Raw genomic sequence first — 15,386 nt, 5'->3', positions numbered from 1 at the left:
GATGCCGTGAGTCCGGAGGTGGTCTGCGTGGGCGAGACGATGGTGGTGCTCGCCCCTGACGACGGCGGGTCGCTGGAGCACGCCGCGCGGCTGACGGTCGGCGTGGGCGGCGCGGAGTCCAACGTGGCGGCCGGGCTGGCCCGGCTCGGACACCGCGCGGCGTGGGTCAGCCGGGTCGGCGACGACCCGTCCGGGCGGCGGGTGGTGGCCGAGGTCGCCGCCGCTGGCGTGGACGTCAGCCTGGTCACCGTGGATCCGGACGCGCCGACCGGGCTCTACCTGAAGGATCCGGGGCCGGACGGCACCCGCGTGCACTACCACCGCGCCGGGTCGGCCGCGAGCCGCCTCGGCGCCGCCGACCTCGCGCGTCCCGGGCTGGCCGGGGCACGCCTGCTGCACCTGTCCGGCATCACCGCCGCGCTCTCCGGCGCCTGCCGTGACCTGCTCGTATCAGCGCTGGACGGGCGGGCGCTGCCCGGCGCCCGGGTCAGCCTCGACGTGAACCACCGCCCGGCGCTCTGGCCCGCCGACCGGGCCGGCCCGGTCCTGCGTGACCTGGCCGACCGCGCCGACGTGGTGCTGGTCGGGCTGGACGAGGCGGCGGTGCTCTGGTCGGCGGACGATCCGGCCGCCGTTCGTGCGCTGCTGCCCGGCCCGGAGCTGGTGGTGGTCAAGGACGGTTCGGTCGGCGCGACGGCGCTGCCGCGTACCGGGCCGGCGGTGTTCGTGCCGGCGTTGCCGGTGGACGTGGTGGAGCCGGTCGGCGCGGGGGACGCGTTCGCTGCCGGGTTCCTCTCCGGGCTGCTTCGCGGCCTCGACCTGCGAGCCTGCCTGCGGCTGGGGCACCTGACCGCCGCGCCGGTGCTGGCCGTGCCGGGCGACACCGCCCCGCCGCCGGATTCGGAGACGATCGCCCTGGCGCTGGCGTTGCCTGAGACGATGTGGACCGCGCACGTCAGGGGAGGGAGCGGGAGATGAGCGGACACGACTTCGAGGCCCTGTTCGGCGACGCGCGGGTGATGGTGATCCTGCGCGACCTGCCGCCCGGTGAGACCGTCCGGCTGGCGGAGCTGGCCTGGGATCTCGGCATAGACGTGGTGGAGGTGCCCATCCGTACCCCGGAAGCGGTGCCGGCGCTGCGCGCCGCCGTGACGGCCGGGCGGCGGCGGGACCGCGTCGTGGGTGCGGGCACTGTGCGTACCCCGGCGCAGGTCGGTCAGGCGGTGGCCGCCGGGGCGGCGTTCACCGTGGCGCCGGGCCTGGATTTGGCGGTGGCCGACGCGGCCGCCGGTCTCGGCGTGCCGCATCTGCCCGGCGTGGCCACCCCGACCGAGGCGCAGCGGGCACTCGACCACGGCCTGGTGTGGCTCAAGGCGTTCCCGGCGGTCAGCCTCGGCCCGGCGTGGTTCCGCGCGGTCGCCGGGCCGCTGCCGGAGGCGCGGTTCGTAGCCACCGGTGGCGTCGACGCCGGGAACGCGGCCGACTTCCTCGCGGCCGGGGCGCGCGTGGTGGCGGTCGGGTCGGCGCTCACCGACCCGGCGCAGCTGCCGCGCCTGGCCACGCTCGCGGCCGGCGGCCCGGTCACCTGACCGTACGGCCGGACGTGGTGGCGGTGGTCCGGACCGCCTTCACGATCGCCGGGATCGACCCGATCAGCAGCACCAGCGCCCAGATCAACGCCACCACGGCGAACACCACGGCGCCCAGGTCGTCGAGGATGCTGACCAGGATCACCGGCACCAGGCCGTGCAGGAACTGCAACACCACAGTGCACAGCAGTGTGGTCAGCGCCAGCAGCACCAGCCCTTTGTTGCGCAGGAACCGGGGCTGGGCGGCGAGCAGCAAGCCGGCCCAGACCAGTTTGAGCAGCAACGCCAGCCCGAGCAGCACCGCCGCGTCGTCGACCGGGAAGAACCCCCACACCGCGAGGTACGCCAGCGTGCCGAACGGCGGGGCCAGGAACAGCGACACCATCACTGTCAGCTCGACGAACGCGACGATCAGCAGGACCAGCGACACCAGCAGCAGCACGATCGAGAAGACGAGCGTGGCCACGCCCTGCACCCGGCCCTGTACCCGGTCCGGCAGCACCAGGCTCAGGCAGAACAGCCCGGTCGTCCAGAGCGCCACCACGTCGATCAGCGCCAGGTAGCCGATGCCTCGACCGGACGGTTCGGACACCGCGCCGACGTCGCCCAGCTCGACGCCGAGCTGACCGGCGCTGTCCCGCAGCGGGCCGCTCGCGTCCCCGCCGCCGGTCAGCGCCGCCGCGCCCAGCTCCACGCCGACCACGAGCGCCACCGCGAGCAGGGCCAGCAGCAGGATCGGCTTGCGCAACTCACCCATGCCGCGTCTCCGTCCCGGTCAGGACCGGGCCAGCGTGACCGAACATCCGCCACCTCCCGGGCAGCGCAGGAGCACCTCGGTCTCCCGGTCCACAGCCACCTTCGCCACCGCCGGGTCGTCCGCGTCGGGCGCGACCTCGTCGGTGACTGTGACGTCCGCGTCGCCGGGCGCGGGGGCGGTCACCTGGAACGGCGTCGTACCGCGCAGCACCAGCGTGCGCAGCGCTCCCGGGTCGGCCACCCGCAGCCGGCACGCGGTGCCGAACGCGAGCGTCACCCCGTCGGCGGTGGTGGCCGGATCGGCGGCCGGCGGCAGGCACGTCACCGCCACTGTCGCCGGGTCCACCGTCCCGGTCCCGCGCCCCAGCCGGGCCAGCGCCCCCGGCCCGGCCGCCGGGTCACCCGGGTCGTCGCGGCGCCCGGCCACCGCCACCACGTACAGCGCCACCAGCAGCACGGCCACCGCCACCAGCAGCACCTTCTGCCGCCCACTCATGGGCGGACGACGGGCGTGAAGCGGATCTCGTCCACCCCGGCGAAGTACCTGTCGGTGCCCTGGGTCTTGCTCACCGCCACGAGCGTCAGCTTGTGCGGCCCGCGGGTCAGCTCCACGGTGCCCACGTCCACCTCGTCGGTGCGGACCACTGTCGGGCTGAACCCGAAGAACGTGTCGCCGACCTGCCGGCCGTCGACCAGCCAGATGGTGTTCGCGTAGTCGAACGACGTGGTGCGCACTGTGGAGAACCGCCAGGTGCCGTCGGACGGCACGTCCACCCGCACCGTCACCCGGTCGCCCACGCCCCGGCCCAGGAAGAACAGCTGCGCGTCGCCGGACCACACCACGTCGCAGCAGTTCTCCTGCGCCACCACCTCCGCCTTCGCGCCGGTGGTGGACTGCACCGCGGCGCCGGAGACGAGCGTCTCCGCCTCCACGGTCACCGCATTCGCCTGGGGTGGGGCCGGGGTGTCCGGGCCGCGGGTCACCAGCCAGGCCACCACCCCGGCCACGACCAGCACCAGCGCCGCGGCGGCCGCGATCCACGGCCACGGCGCGCGCTTCGGAGGTACGACGGCCCGCACGTCGTACGTGACCCGGCCGCTGGATCGGGAACTCTCCTCCGGTGCGGTGTTCGCCGAGTACGCGAAGCCGGTCATGTCGTAGCGCCGGGGCGGCGTGCCGGGCGGTACGGCGAGCCGGACCAGGAACGACACCGACCCCTGCCCGGGCACCACGCGCTGCGGCTCGGCCACCGTGAACCAGGCCCGTTGGCTGCCCTCGCCGGGCGCGACGTCGAAGACGACGGTGTCCGGCGCGGTGCCCGGGTTCGACACGGTGAACGTCAGCTCACCGGCGTTGCGGGCGCCCACTGTGAACTGTCCGGCGGCGGCGACGACTGTCCATTCGGTGGTCATGACGGCTCCTCGGGCGGATCGTGGGGCAGGGGTGCGGGTACGTGCGCCCGGCCGACCGCGCGCACCGTCGCCACGCCGGCGGCGGGCTCGGCATCGTCCGGCTCGGGCGGCGCTTGCGTGTGCGGAGGGCCCGGGTCCGGCGGGCCTGCTGTGGGCGGGCCGGTTCCGGGCGGCGTCGGGTCGGCGGGCGGGTCGGAGGGCGGGTCGGCCGGGTCCCCGGCGACGACCTCGACGGTGACCGCCGCCGGTTTCTCCGCCTCGACGATGCGGGTGACCAGCGCGAGCCGGTCGGCGGCCGCCGGTGGCACGCGCACCACCAGGTGGAACGGCCGCTCGGGCGGCTCGTCCAGCACGAACCCGGTCACGCCGGTGGCCAGCTCCAGCGCGGTCCGCATCCCGTACGGGGTGCCGCGCCACCGGGCCAGCAGCGCGCCGTGCGCGACGAGGTCCCGCAGCCGGCCCACCGGCAACGGCAGCGGCGCGTCGGCGCGCGGCGCGGCGACCACGTGGTCCATCGCCACCCAGCGGGTCAGGTAGGCCACGAATCCGTCCGGCGTCCGGTACGGCCCGAACAGCGCGTCGACGTCGGCGAGCACCGCCTCGTCCGGGGCGTGCAGCGCCTCCATCACGTCCAGCAGCGCGCCCAGCACGCTGCCCGGGCCGGCGGCCCGCTGGTACGCGGCGGGCAGCAGCCGCTCAATCGCCGCTCGGCGCATCCTGCCGCACCACCTCGATGTCGTGCTCGCCGGAGCAGAGCAGCCAGGTGCCGGGGACGGTGACCACGTCGGCGGTGGCCTGGTTGGCGCTGGGCGTCCAGTCCTCGCCGTCGCCGCTGCGGAACACGCCGCGTTCGCCGCCGGCCAGCACCAGCCGCCCGGCGCCGGACGTGCCGGTGGGCGCGGTGGCGGCGATGGCGTCGACCGGGACGAACCGGGTCCGGTCCCGCAGCGGCAGGCCGCAGTTGACCATCACCGGCGACCATTGCGGCTGCCCGGCGAGCGTGTCCAGCCGGACCACGCCGCCGCTCTGCGTTGCGGCGAGTGCGAGCGGGCCGCTGAACGTCAGGTCCCGGCAGGTGCCGCCGATCCAGCCGGACGCCATCGACTGCCACTTCACGTCCGACTCGAACAGCCGGGTGCGGTGGCAACCCTGGCCGGGCTTCTTCGGGTCCGGCTCGCCCGCGCCGCACCACAGCAGCGTGGCCGGGCCGTCGTACTGCACGGCGAGCACCCGGTTGTCCACGTTGGCGAGGCCGACGTGGGCGAACGTGCCGGGCCGCCCGGCCGCGGTGGACAGGTACACCCCGAATCCGGCCTGTGCGGCCACCGCCACGCCGGGCGCGCCGCGCTCGGAGACGAACGAGCGCACCGCGTAGAAGCCCCGGTCGGCGTCGGCCGGGTCGACCAGGATCTGCAACGGCACCGCGCCGGGCAGCAGCGGCACCTCGTACAGGCCGGCGTCGGTCGCCAGCAGCAACGCGCCGGTGCCGTCGCGGTCGATCCAGGCCAGGTCGCGTACGCCGGAGTCGAGGTCGGTCAGCAGCGTCCACGTCTCGCCGAGGTCGGTGCTCAGCCGGACCCGGGAACCGCCGGCGTCGCGGGTGGTCACCACCGCCACCGAACCGGCCCGGGGCACCACGCCGGGGCGTACCGGGGCGGGTGCGGGGACCACCCGGACCACCGTCTCGTCGTCGAACCGGCCCGCCGGTTCCCAGCCCGCGCCGGCGTTGGTGGAACGGAACAGCACCGGGCCGCCGCCGGCGTACCAGGTGTCGGCCTGGTACTGGTCCACCGCCACGGTGCGTACCTGTGCGTCCGGCGCCTCGTCGACCACGAACCGCACCGACTCGACGTAGCGCACGCCCGGCTCGGCGTGTTCCAGCATCCGGTAGACGTTGGAGGCGCGCAGCGGCTCGCCGAACGCCCAGCCGGCCGGGTTCAGCGGCGTGGGCAGCGGGCTCAGCGTCTGGTGCAGCCGGTCGTGGATGCGGCGGCGCACCGCGTCCACGTCCTCCTCGCGGCGCACCACCACCCGCGCCTGGATGGACACCGCCTTGTAGCGCGCCCACCCCGCGCGTACCGCCGTACCGAGGGCGCGGCGCCGCTCCAGGTCGGCCTCGACGCGGCGGCGGGCCTCCTCCACCTCGTGCTCGCGCAGCACCGCCACCGGCAGCCGCCCGCCGGGACGGGCCGCCTCCGGCACGTACGGCACCAGCACCACCTCGACCTCGCCGGGCCGGGCGAAGCTGTAGACGGCGGCCCGGGTGAACGCCCGCGCCCGCGCCACCGCCCCGGAGCCGGTGGCGAGGATCTCGAAGTCCCGGGCGGTGACCGCGCGCTGCTGGGCGAAGAACTCGTACGGCCCGCGCGCCAGCACCGACTCCAGCGACTCCAGTTCCCGCCCACCGGTGGCCGGCTCCGGATTGTCCGCCTTCACCCCGGGCAGCGGGTCGCGCAGGCTGGTCAGCACACCGGCGGCCACGTTGCCGGCCGGCCCGCCGCCACAGCGGTACCAGAGGCGCACCTGCCGCCCGGCCGGCGGCACCGCCGCCACTGTGGTCGCCCCGACCGCCCCCTCGACGGCCGGGGCGCCCCCGGGCCCGGTCCCGGCGTCCGGCCCGGTCCCGTCGGCCGGGACCGGGCGCAGATCCAGCGCCGGGGCGAACGTGACCACACCGGAGGCCCGGTCCACCAGGTAGACCTTCGCCTGCGGGCCGACACCGGCGAAGCTGTGCACCGGCCGCCAGATCTCGTAGGTGCGGCCCTCGTGCTCGCGGGCCGCCGCGCCCAGCTCCACCGAGCCGGCCGGCACCTCCACGCCGAGCAGCAGGTCCAGCGCCTCGGTGGTACGCGTCAGCGGCGCGCGGGCGGCCCGGAACACCTGACCGGGCTGCCCGGTGCCGGTGCCCAGCAGCTCCGCCTCGACCGGCTCGCAGTGGTGCACGCGTACCGTCGCAGTGGTCTCCCCGACGGGCAGCACCGCCGGTTCGGTGGTCACGAAGACGACCGGCCGGGGGTCCGCGCCGCGGGCCGCGGCGACGCGGGTGCCGGCCGGCACCCGCACCGGGCCGCGGTCCGGGCCGGTGCGGGTCAGGCGCACGTCCGCCCAGGCCGCCGCCGGTGGGTGCCGGGTGACGCCGAGCAGGTTCAGGAACGCGACGTACGCCTTCTCCGGCAACTGGTTCAGCCGGTAGATCATCACCTCGGTCAGGTAGGCGAACGCCTCCAGCAGCGCCATGCCCGGGTCGTGCGCGGACAGGTCGGTCCAGTCCGGGCAGGACCGGGCGATGCGTTCCCGCGCCTCGGTGACCAGGTCGAGGAAGGCGCGGTCGTCCAGGTGCGGCACCGGCAGCGTCATGGCGTGCCCTCCTCGTCAGGGGTGTCGCCGGGTTCGGAGTCGCCGGGTTCGTCGTCGGCGGGGAGCAGGTCGACGGAGAACACCAGGTGGCCGGGGGAGAGGCTGGCCCGGACCCGGTAGTCCAGCCGGATCGCCAGGCGCCACGGGTCGTCCGGGTCGGGGCCGGCGTCCACGTCCAGCACCTCGATCCGGGGCTCCCAGCGCCGGATCGCCTGCCGCACGTAGTGGATCGCCAGCCCGGCGGTGGTGTCGTCGTTGGGCGCGAAGACCAGCCGGTGCAGCCGCGATCCGTACCCGGGACGCATCAGCCGCTCCCCGGGCGTGGTGGACAGCAGCAGGTACAGCGCCTGGCGTACCGTCTCGTCGCCGTCGGTCATGGCGAGCCCGCCGGCCGCGGTGAGCGCGAGACCACCGGCGCGGCCGGCGTCGAAGCCGGCGCCGACGAAGCGGAAGGCCCTCATGAGTCCGCCCCCAGGAAACCCTGCCGCACGTCGCGGACCTGGTGGTGCACGGTGCCCGGCGGCGTGCCGTCGGTGAGGCCGTCCAGGTGCGACAGCACCACCGGCTGCCGGTCCACCCGCACCCACGTGCTGTAACCCACAGTGACGGTCAGCGTGTGCAGGCACGGTTTGATCGTCGGTCCGTAGTTGGGGCAGGCGGTGATGTCGCGCCCCTCCGGGTCGGGCCGCACCAGCACCGGCACGCCCCGGACGGTGACCCAGTCCTGCGACGGGCGGTTGCGCACCCGCCCGTCGTGACCGCAGGTGATCAGCGAGTCGCGGTGGATCCAGCGCATCAGCCACCTCCGGCGGAACGGGCGAGCGTACGGGCCTGCGCGGCGGCGGTCTCCGCGTCCTCGGCCGCCGGGGCGTGCAGGAAGTCGACGGTGCGGCCGCGCACCACGACGGCCCGGCCGGGCGCGGAGAGCACCAGGTCACCTGCCGCGTGCACGGTGGTCAGCTCGGGACGCAGCTCGACGAAGCTGCCCGCGTCGGTGGCCAGCCGCAGCGTCCGCCCGTCGTCGTCGATCACGATCGACTGCCCGGTGCCGGTCCGCATCGACCAGCGGCGGGACCGGCCGGAGACGATCCCCGGGTCGTACGGCTCGACCGCGCCGAACAGCGAACCGAGCACCACACCCGAGGCCGGTTCGCCGCCGGGCAGCGCCACCAGCACGGTGTCGTCCGGGTCGGGCAGCGCGACGATCCCCTTGCCCCGGCCCGCGCCCGGGCAGAGCACCGCGAGCCAGCCGGCGTCCAGATCGCCGTACGCCGGGAGCGTCACCCGGGCCCGCCCCAGCCCGTCCGGGTCGTCGATGTCGGTGACGGTGCCGAGCGTGACAGTGGCCGGCGGGGGCGCGGCCGACGGCGGCGGGCCGGGCGGCGCCGTGGAGAACCGGGTCAGGTGCCCGTCCGCGTCCACGGTGTGCACCACCTCGGTGAGCACGTACACCCCGGCGACCGGCTCCGGGACGCCGGCGAGGGCGATGCGCCGGCCCGGCCGCAGCGCCGGGTCGCCCTCCGCGGTGCCCTCGGCGGTGACGAGTGCCGCCACCCGGGCGTCCAGCCCGGCCTGGGCCAGCGCGGCCAGCTCGTCGTCGCTGCGCCCCGGCTGGTCGACAGCCGTACGGACACCGTCCGCGCCGACGTCGCCCGGGTCCGGGCGCAGCGGGATCCGCCGCCCGCTGCGCGCCTCGTCCGCCCGCTGGCCCAGCGGCTCGGCGCGTTGCGGATGCCAGCCGAGCACGGCGCACTCCGCGCCCGCCCGGTCCAGGTTCTCGGTGACCCGCAACGCGTGCACCGTCTCGCCGAGCGTCAACGGCAGCGGCTCCCCGTACCCGTCCAGCGTGAACAGCCGCAACCGGTCACCGTCGACGCCCAGGTGCAGCCCGGCCCGCCCGGCCACGTCGCACAGCAGGTCCAGGTCGGTGTGCCGGTGCTGGAGCAGCCGGTCCAGGCGCGGCCCGTCGTCCTCGGCATCCACACTCAACCCCAGCCCGGCGCACAGCTCGCCGGCCAGCTCGGCGGCCGTCACCGACTCGAACACGCGCAGCTCCTGCCGCTTGCGCAGCCTGTGCAGCGGGTCGTACGCCCGGATCCGGGCCAGCGCGACGCCGTCACCGGCGTACTCCCGCACGACGGCTGTCACCTCGCCGGTGAACAGCGCCTCCGGCTGCCCGTCGAGGCGTACGTCGAGGGCGGCGCCGGGGCGTACCGGGGGGTCGAGAGGGCCCGCGCCGGGCGCGGCGGTGAGCGTCAGCTCGCACTGCGCCGGCCGGTCCAGGCGGGCGGCGACGCGGATGCCGCGCAGCCGGGCCGGGTCGGCCAGCGGCCGTCCGTCGACTGTCACCACGGCGGCCCGGTTCACGGCGTGCTCCCGACGGCCGCTCGCCGCGCCGGGCTGGTCGCGTGGCGGGTCACGGCGTGCCTCCGGTGGTGACGGCATCCGGCGGGGACGTGAGGGCGCCGGCCGGGGGCACTGCGAGCGCGGTGCCGGCCGGCACGGTGAGCGGGTCGGTGATCCGGTTGTGTTCGGCGAGCAGCCGCCAGCGCAGCGGCGAGCCCAGCGCGTCGTGGGCGAGCAGGTCGAAGCGCACCCCGGACCAGCCCGGCTCGGCCGCGCCGTCCGCGGCGGCGACCACCGCCGACCCGGGCGCGACAGCGGGTGTGCTCGCCGCGGCCAGTTCCTCCTCGAACCCGGCGCGCGCCGCCTCCGCTCCCTCCGCGACGCGGACCAGCCTCAACCGCAGCCAGGACCGCCGGGGCGTACCGGTGAGGGTGAACGCGTCGAAGCGTTCCGCGATGGCCGTGATCACGCCGGGGACGTTCCAGGTCTTGCCCCAGACCAGGCGCACCAGCGGCGGGCGCAGCCAGCCGTGCTCTACCGCCGAGTTCTCGGCGAGCATCCACAGCGGCCGGGTGAGCGCGCGGACGTCCTCGGGCCGGGCCGGGGACTCCACGAAGTCGACGTCGAACAGCAGATCGAGGGCCAGTTCGGTACGCCCGCCGCCGGTGAAGACGAGCGGATCGTCGGCGAGCCCGGCGCCGGTGAGCGGCCCGTCCGGTCCGCCGCGCGGGCGTACCCCGGCCAGCCGGGTCACCTGCACGGTCTCCGGGTTGAGCAGGCAGTCGACCCGGGTGCCGGACTCGTCCACGAGGAAGGCGACGCGCTCCATCAGTCACCCGCCTGTTCCCGGTCCAGCCGGGCCGTGTCACTCCACGGGGTGTCCCGCGTCGCCGGGGTCCACCACGCCGGTTCGCCCGGTAGTGCCGGCCACGGATCCGCGTGTGTGCTGCCGTCGGTCGCCCGGCCCGCGCCGACCGGGTTCGTCGTCCGGGTCGGGCCGGCGTCGTCCGGCAGCGCCGGCCACGGGCTGCCGGGCGTGGGCCGTGCGGGTCGCTGCCCCTGTCGCGCCCGGGACTCGCCGCCGGGTGCCGGGTCGTCCGGGTACGGCGAACCCGTGGCCCGCCCCGGGTGGTGGTCGACGTATCCACCCTCGGTCCCGCCGCGACCATGCGCCGATCCGGTTCGACCGCCCCTGGCGCCTGCGGCCGGTCCATGCGGTAACGACGGTGGCGCAGCCGCGAAGACGAGCGGGAGCACGTCCCCGTGATCGGGCGACAGGCCGGCCTCAGCCGCGTCATCCCGGTGCCGTGCCCGGCTTCGGCGGACCTGCGCGAGGTTCCGGAGCGCATCCACCCGAGCCGCGCTGGGGCCGGGCCACCGTTCAGGGGTGGACGGCGAGGCCGAGTCGCCGGACGTGGCGCGGCCCTGCGATCCGATCGTGTCGCGGCTGCCGCTCGGGCCCGTGCGCCTGTCAGCGCCGGTGGGCGTGCCGGTCCCGGCCTCTGTCGTCCGTCTGGTGCCGGCGGTCTCTGTGGTTGCGGCACCGGTGCCTGTGGCCGGTGTGCTGCGGATGCCTGATGTGCCGAGTACGTCCCACGACCCGGATCCATCGGCGATGCACGCCGATCTCGCCGAACCGGCCGGACCGTTTGACGCTACGCATCCGCAAACCGGAGCGCCCTCACGTGACGTGGCGTCGTCCGGCCGCACCGCGTCGCCCGAGCGGCATCGAGCGCCCACTGTCGCCGGAGCGGTCTCCGACCCCGCCACGCCCTCCCCGCCACCTGCCCGCGTGACCGCCGCTCCCGGCCGCGGCAGGGCCGCACCGCGTGCGAGCCGCCTCAAGGGCCCAGGCTTCTCAACTCCCGAGATGCCCGTCCCGCCTTCCAGGACCTGCGGAAGATCTTGGTAGGAATCGGCCCCTATGGGGGCCCTTTCGTACCAAGATCTCGACGGCGCACCGGGATCGGCCTCGTGGGGGGAGCGCGGTCGGGAACGGGACGTGCCGAAGCGGCCGGCCAGCAGCGCCTTCCAGCCTCGCCACAACCGCTCCACCGCACGTCGGCCCGTCCGGCTCCGTGGCACCGGCGTCTGGCCCGGGCTGCCGCTCGCGGCCGAGTCGGTGAGAGGTTTGTGCTTGACGGGGGACGTGGGCGGGGCAAGGTCGCGCAGGAGGCCCGGCGCGTGCGTCGCCACCAGGCGCCGCCAGTGCTCGGGCGGCTGACCGGGAGGGCGCGGAACGTCGTCCGGCGAGCCCGGTGCGTCCGGCGAACCCGGTGTGGACAACCGGTCGGCGGTGGCCCGCAACGCGCGGGCCAGCCGGTCACGCGGTCGCCGGGGCGGCGGCACCGCCGGCCTCCAGCTCCAGGCCCTCGTACGCCAGGGTCAGCGCCTCGATGGCGATCTCCTGCGACAGCGTGTTCAGGTGCGCGCCCCGCCACCGGGTCGGCCAGGCGTTGATCATGTTCCAGCGCAGCACCTCGGCGGTGCCGGCCGGGTCCAGCAGCACCACCGACACGTTGCGCCGGTTGACGGTGCCTTTCGCCGCCGCGTTCACCCAGTCCCACAGCTCCCGCGAGCTGGTCAGGCCGAAGTGGAGGGTGACCGGGGCGTACTCGACCTGGCCGGGGACGGCCCGGATGCGCTCGTTGCCCGCCTCCCGGTACGACAGCGCCGGTATCGCCACCTCGAAGCCGCTGACCTCGGTGAAGTGCCCGTTGGTGATGCCGTTGATCAGCAGCTTGAAGTGGTACGCCCGGTACGGGTCGACGGGTGCTCCCGGCTGCGGCGTCGCAGTGGTGGGCATGTCAGCCTCCGATCGTCTCGGTCTCGGTGCCGCCGGCCCACTGGCTCAGCTTGAACACCACGAACTCCGCGGGCTTGACCACCGCGATGCCGATGTGCGCCACCACCATTCCGGCGTCGCGTACGTCGGCCGGGTTGGTCTCCTCGTCGCACTTGACGAAGAACGCCTCCTCGGGCGTACGGCCGAGCAGCGCGCTGTCGCGCCACACCCGGGTGAGGAACGCCCCGATGTCGCGGCGGATCGAGCGCCACAGCGTGAAGTCGTTGGGCTCGAACACCATCCAGCGGGTGCCGCCCGCGATGGCCTGCTCGATGGAGATGGACAGCCTGCGCACGTTCAGGTAGCGCCACTCGCTGGCCTCGGCGGCGAGCGTACGGGCGCCCCACAGCCGGATGCCCTCCCCGGCGAAGAAGCGGATCACGTTGACGCCCTTGGGGTTGAGCACGTCGTGCTCGGGCCGGGTCACCCGGTACGCGAGGTCGACCGCGCCGCGTACCGGCTCGTTCGCGGGTGCCTTGTGCACGCCGCGCAGCGCGTCGGTGCGGGCCCAGATGCCGGCGACGTGCCCGCTCGGCGGGGTGAGCACGAGCTCGCCGCTGAGCGGGTCGCGGACCCGGATCCACGGGAAGTAGAAGGTGGCGAAGTCCGACTGCCGGGGCCGGTCGCCGCCGGTGCCGGGCGGCTCGCCGTCGCCGTCGCCCGGCGTACCCTCGGCGGGCTTGTCGGCCGACGCGGCGGACCCGGCCGACCCGGACGAGGCGGCGGACCCGGCCGACCCGGACGAGGCGGCGGACCCGGCCGACCCGGACGAGGCGGACCTGGCCGGCTTGCCGGGGGTGGCGACGCGGGTGAGCCGGGAGACGTCGGTGACCTCCGGCGGCGGGTCGCAGATCGCCACCATGGTGCGCAGCCGCTCGGCCATGCTGATCAGGGCCTCGTGCGAGACCGGGTCGTGGTAGCCGGGCGCGGCCAGGATGGAGATCTCGTCGATCGCCTCCAGCAGTTGCAGACCGTCGCGCCGGCCGCCGGTGCCGGTGAGCTGGCCGCCCTCACCGACGTTGACCACCCAGCAGCGGGTGCCGCCGTTGTCCAGGAAGCCGAACACGGCGCGGGCCAGCGGGGTGCTCTCCAGGTGCTCGCCGTCGGCGTACAGCCGCAGGAACTCGGTCCAGCTGTTCACCGCCAGCGCCTCGCCGACGTGGGCGGCGCGGTCGGGCGCGACCCCGACGAACGCGGCGGTGCTCATGCCGACCGGCCCGATCGGGCGGGCCCCGCTGGGCACCTCCTCGACGTAGATGCCGGGGGAGAAGTAGGTGGGCATCGGTCCTCCTCGGGACGTCAGTCGGGGGCGCGGACGACGATCAGGTGGTCGCCCTCCGGATCGAGTTCGGCGGTGTGGACGCGCCCCGCGCCGATCAGCCGGATCCGCACCGGGGAGTCCGGCGCGTCGGGGTCGTGCGGCACGCCGGCCAGCCGGAACCGGCCAGCGGCGTCGGTCTCGGTGGCCTGGGCGGTGCCCACCAGCTCCACCCGGACGGCGGCGAGCGGCTGGTCCTGCGGCCCGACCACCCGCCCGTCGAGCGTGCGCATGCCGAGCTGCCGCAGCCGCAGCGGCTGCCGTACCGGCGGCGCGACCGGGACCGGCCGCTCCACCCGGGCGGGCGCGTCCAACAGCAGCGCGGGCCGGGGCGCCACGCCGGGCGCCCGCCACAGCGCCGGGTCGCCGGCGGCCAGCACCAGCTCCGGCCGGCCCGCCGTCGTGGCGGCGGCGAGCACCCGGTCCAGCGCCGGCAGCGCCGCCGGCCCGCCGCCCGCGACCAGCAGGCGGACCACGAACCGGTACGGCTCGCGGACCGCGCCGCCGGTCGCGGTCTGCCGGGCCGGCCGTAGCTCCAGCGGCCAGACCGTGAGGCCGCCGTCGGGGTCGTCGCGCGGCGGACCGACCGGTACGGGTTCACCCGCCGCCCCGGCCAGCCAGCTCGCGACGTCCGCGACGGCCGCCTCGATCGCGCCGGTCATCGCGGTGGCGTCCCCTGGATCCGGTACGCGATGGCCTCGTTCCAGACGTGCGGGTAGACGCCGATCTCGAAGTAGCGGGTGAACCGGTTGATCGGCGCGTTGGTGTGGTCGTGCCAGAGCAGCCACACCGGGGCGACGGTGAACAGCACGTAGTTGAGCGCCACCAGCGGCAGGTAGAACGGGCCGAGCAGCCGGGCCTGGAACACGTGTACGTCCTCGTGCCGCTGGATGCTGGGGCTGGACCCGGCGCAGACCGTACCGATCGTGGTCGCGTACCGGGGGGAGACGCCCTCGACCACGTTGACCCGGCCGCTGCCGGCCGAGACGATCCGGTCGAGCTGGTGGCCGAAGACCAGGTGCAGGGCCAGGAACAACGCCCCGGCGAACGTGTTGAGCAGGCTCCAGGTGTGGTCGACCACGAAGAGGAAGATCCCCTTCGGGTCGGCGCCGTACGTGCCGGCGGACGCGGACGCCCAGCCGAAGGGCGCGCCGAGGAGCAGGCCGACGACCGCGCCGACCAGCAGGCCGACGGTGCCGGCGGCGAGTTGCCCGAGGACGGCGCCGAAGACGACCTGGAGGGCCGCGCTGAGGATGCCGAAGATCATGGGGTCACCTCTCTCAGACCCAGGAGCGGACGAAGCGGGGCTCGTGCCCCTGGGCGAGCTGGGTCGGCGACGCCTGCGTCGCCTGCCGGTTACCAGGGGGGAGTTGGTTGACGCCGAGCGCGGCGGAGAAGATCACCAGCCCGTTGAAGAACGCGATGACCCACTTCTCCGGGCCGGCGTCGGTGGCGAACGCGGCGGTCAGGTACGACAGCAGGAGCGCGAAGCCCAGCGCGATCCACTTGCGCGCCTTGTCGCCGCTCGGGCCGATCAGCCCGCCGATGACGTTGGTGGCGAGCAGGGTGGCGGCGCTGGCGCCGGTGAGGCTGCCCAGGGCGGCCCAGGTGAAGAGATCGTTCACGGCGATCCCCCTCTTGTCACGGTGCGGTGGTGCGGTCGGGGTGGGATGGTGCGGCGGAGTCCGGGTCACTGAGTCCAGGTTCCGCCCGGTGTGCTCGTGGGCCGCCGGCGCGGGCGCCGTCGGTGGTCGGTGGGTCC

16 protein-coding genes are annotated in these 15,386 nt (G+C 75.5%); 2 read left to right on the top strand and 14 right to left on the bottom strand.

Features of this window, described 5'->3' with window-relative positions:
- Window positions 1–6: 6 nt before the first annotated feature.
- Both F8279_RS14310 and F8279_RS14305 read left to right on the top strand, forming a co-directional pair.
- Window positions 7–978 (top strand): sugar kinase, encoded by a 972-nt coding sequence (locus tag F8279_RS14310; protein ID WP_151500191.1) that lies wholly within the window; start codon window positions 7–9, stop codon window positions 976–978.
- Entirely contained in the window at window positions 975–1,589 is a 615-nt protein-coding gene (locus F8279_RS14305) for a bifunctional 4-hydroxy-2-oxoglutarate aldolase/2-dehydro-3-deoxy-phosphogluconate aldolase (protein ID WP_151500190.1), read from the top strand. The genes F8279_RS14310 and F8279_RS14305 overlap by 4 nt, the downstream gene beginning before the upstream one ends.
- On the opposite strand, the gene F8279_RS14300 is transcribed toward F8279_RS14305, so the two are convergent.
- From F8279_RS14300 to F8279_RS14230, 14 genes are all read right to left on the bottom strand, one after another.
- Window positions 1,582–2,346 (bottom strand): hypothetical protein, encoded by a 765-nt coding sequence (locus F8279_RS14300; RefSeq protein ID WP_151500189.1) that lies wholly within the window; start codon window positions 2,344–2,346, stop codon window positions 1,582–1,584. The genes F8279_RS14305 and F8279_RS14300 overlap by 8 nt on opposite strands.
- A gap of 18 nt (window positions 2,347–2,364) precedes the next feature.
- Window positions 2,365–2,841, bottom strand: a complete 477-nt coding sequence (locus tag F8279_RS14295; protein ID WP_151500188.1) for a hypothetical protein — start codon at window positions 2,839–2,841, stop codon at window positions 2,365–2,367.
- On the bottom strand, window positions 2,838–3,758 hold the full coding sequence (locus F8279_RS14290) for a hypothetical protein (RefSeq protein ID WP_151500187.1): 921 nt from the start codon (window positions 3,756–3,758) through the stop codon (window positions 2,838–2,840). Before F8279_RS14290 ends, F8279_RS14295 begins: the two co-directional genes overlap by 4 nt.
- Window positions 3,755–4,474, bottom strand: a complete 720-nt coding sequence (locus tag F8279_RS14285) for a phage tail protein (protein ID WP_151500186.1) — start codon at window positions 4,472–4,474, stop codon at window positions 3,755–3,757. The genes F8279_RS14290 and F8279_RS14285 overlap by 4 nt, the downstream gene beginning before the upstream one ends.
- On the bottom strand, window positions 4,455–7,115 hold the full coding sequence (locus F8279_RS14280; protein WP_151500185.1) for a putative baseplate assembly protein: 2,661 nt from the start codon (window positions 7,113–7,115) through the stop codon (window positions 4,455–4,457). The genes F8279_RS14285 and F8279_RS14280 overlap by 20 nt, the downstream gene beginning before the upstream one ends.
- Window positions 7,112–7,576: a GPW/gp25 family protein gene (locus tag F8279_RS14275; RefSeq protein ID WP_091417634.1), complete on the bottom strand. Its 465-nt coding sequence runs from the start codon at window positions 7,574–7,576 to the stop codon at window positions 7,112–7,114. Before F8279_RS14275 ends, F8279_RS14280 begins: the two co-directional genes overlap by 4 nt.
- Complete coding sequence (locus F8279_RS14270) at window positions 7,573–7,911, bottom strand: hypothetical protein (RefSeq protein WP_151500184.1); 339 nt, start codon at window positions 7,909–7,911, stop codon at window positions 7,573–7,575. Before F8279_RS14270 ends, F8279_RS14275 begins: the two co-directional genes overlap by 4 nt.
- Window positions 7,911–9,482, bottom strand: a complete 1,572-nt coding sequence (locus tag F8279_RS14265) for a phage baseplate assembly protein V (RefSeq protein WP_151500183.1) — start codon at window positions 9,480–9,482, stop codon at window positions 7,911–7,913. Before F8279_RS14265 ends, F8279_RS14270 begins: the two co-directional genes overlap by 1 nt.
- Before the next feature lie 49 nt (window positions 9,483–9,531).
- On the bottom strand, window positions 9,532–10,290 hold the full coding sequence (locus F8279_RS14260; protein WP_151500182.1) for a hypothetical protein: 759 nt from the start codon (window positions 10,288–10,290) through the stop codon (window positions 9,532–9,534).
- A 1,494-nt stretch (window positions 10,291–11,784) separates the two neighbouring features.
- Complete coding sequence (locus F8279_RS14250; protein WP_013286679.1) at window positions 11,785–12,267, bottom strand: phage tail protein; 483 nt, start codon at window positions 12,265–12,267, stop codon at window positions 11,785–11,787.
- A 1-nt stretch (window position 12,268) separates the two neighbouring features.
- Entirely contained in the window at window positions 12,269–13,588 is a 1,320-nt protein-coding gene (locus tag F8279_RS14245; protein ID WP_151500180.1) for a phage tail sheath subtilisin-like domain-containing protein, read from the bottom strand.
- Between the two features lie 17 nt (window positions 13,589–13,605).
- Window positions 13,606–14,286, bottom strand: coding sequence for a carboxypeptidase-like regulatory domain-containing protein (locus F8279_RS14240; RefSeq protein WP_151500179.1), 681 nt, complete (start codon window positions 14,284–14,286; stop codon window positions 13,606–13,608).
- Window positions 14,283–14,891: a glycine zipper family protein gene (locus F8279_RS14235; RefSeq protein WP_151500178.1), complete on the bottom strand. Its 609-nt coding sequence runs from the start codon at window positions 14,889–14,891 to the stop codon at window positions 14,283–14,285. The genes F8279_RS14240 and F8279_RS14235 overlap by 4 nt, the downstream gene beginning before the upstream one ends.
- A gap of 13 nt (window positions 14,892–14,904) precedes the next feature.
- Window positions 14,905–15,249: a hypothetical protein gene (locus F8279_RS14230; protein WP_091417656.1), complete on the bottom strand. Its 345-nt coding sequence runs from the start codon at window positions 15,247–15,249 to the stop codon at window positions 14,905–14,907.
- Window positions 15,250–15,386 lie beyond the last annotated feature (137 nt).

Source organism: Micromonospora sp. AMSO1212t (genome assembly GCF_008868145.1).
Classification (GTDB): domain Bacteria; phylum Actinomycetota; class Actinomycetes; order Mycobacteriales; family Micromonosporaceae; genus Micromonospora; species Micromonospora tulbaghiae.
The sequence above is the reverse complement of the archived record's forward strand: the minus strand, read 5'-3'. Positions and strand labels throughout refer to the sequence as shown.

Excerpts from the sequence above, each read along its gene's own strand:
- F8279_RS14295 (WP_151500188.1), bottom strand. The coding sequence starts at position 2,841 with ATGAGTGGGCGGCAGAAGGTGCTGCTGGTGGCGGTGGCCGTGCTGCTG.
- F8279_RS14235 (WP_151500178.1), bottom strand. The coding sequence starts at position 14,891 with ATGATCTTCGGCATCCTCAGCGCGGCCCTCCAGGTCGTCTTCGGCGCC.
- F8279_RS14245 (WP_151500180.1), bottom strand. The coding sequence starts at position 13,588 with ATGCCCACCTACTTCTCCCCCGGCATCTACGTCGAGGAGGTGCCCAGC.
- F8279_RS14285 (WP_151500186.1), bottom strand. The coding sequence starts at position 4,474 with ATGCGCCGAGCGGCGATTGAGCGGCTGCTGCCCGCCGCGTACCAGCGG.
- F8279_RS14280 (WP_151500185.1), bottom strand. The coding sequence starts at position 7,115 with ATGACGCTGCCGGTGCCGCACCTGGACGACCGCGCCTTCCTCGACCTG.
- F8279_RS14260 (WP_151500182.1), bottom strand. The coding sequence starts at position 10,290 with ATGGAGCGCGTCGCCTTCCTCGTGGACGAGTCCGGCACCCGGGTCGAC.
- F8279_RS14275 (WP_091417634.1), bottom strand. The coding sequence starts at position 7,576 with ATGAGGGCCTTCCGCTTCGTCGGCGCCGGCTTCGACGCCGGCCGCGCC.
- F8279_RS14270 (WP_151500184.1), bottom strand. The coding sequence starts at position 7,911 with ATGCGCTGGATCCACCGCGACTCGCTGATCACCTGCGGTCACGACGGG.
- F8279_RS14290 (WP_151500187.1), bottom strand. The coding sequence starts at position 3,758 with ATGACCACCGAATGGACAGTCGTCGCCGCCGCCGGACAGTTCACAGTG.
- F8279_RS14250 (WP_013286679.1), bottom strand. The coding sequence starts at position 12,267 with ATGCCCACCACTGCGACGCCGCAGCCGGGAGCACCCGTCGACCCGTAC.
- F8279_RS14300 (WP_151500189.1), bottom strand. The coding sequence starts at position 2,346 with ATGGGTGAGTTGCGCAAGCCGATCCTGCTGCTGGCCCTGCTCGCGGTG.
- F8279_RS14305 (WP_151500190.1), top strand. The coding sequence starts at position 975 with ATGAGCGGACACGACTTCGAGGCCCTGTTCGGCGACGCGCGGGTGATG.
- F8279_RS14240 (WP_151500179.1), bottom strand. The coding sequence starts at position 14,286 with ATGACCGGCGCGATCGAGGCGGCCGTCGCGGACGTCGCGAGCTGGCTG.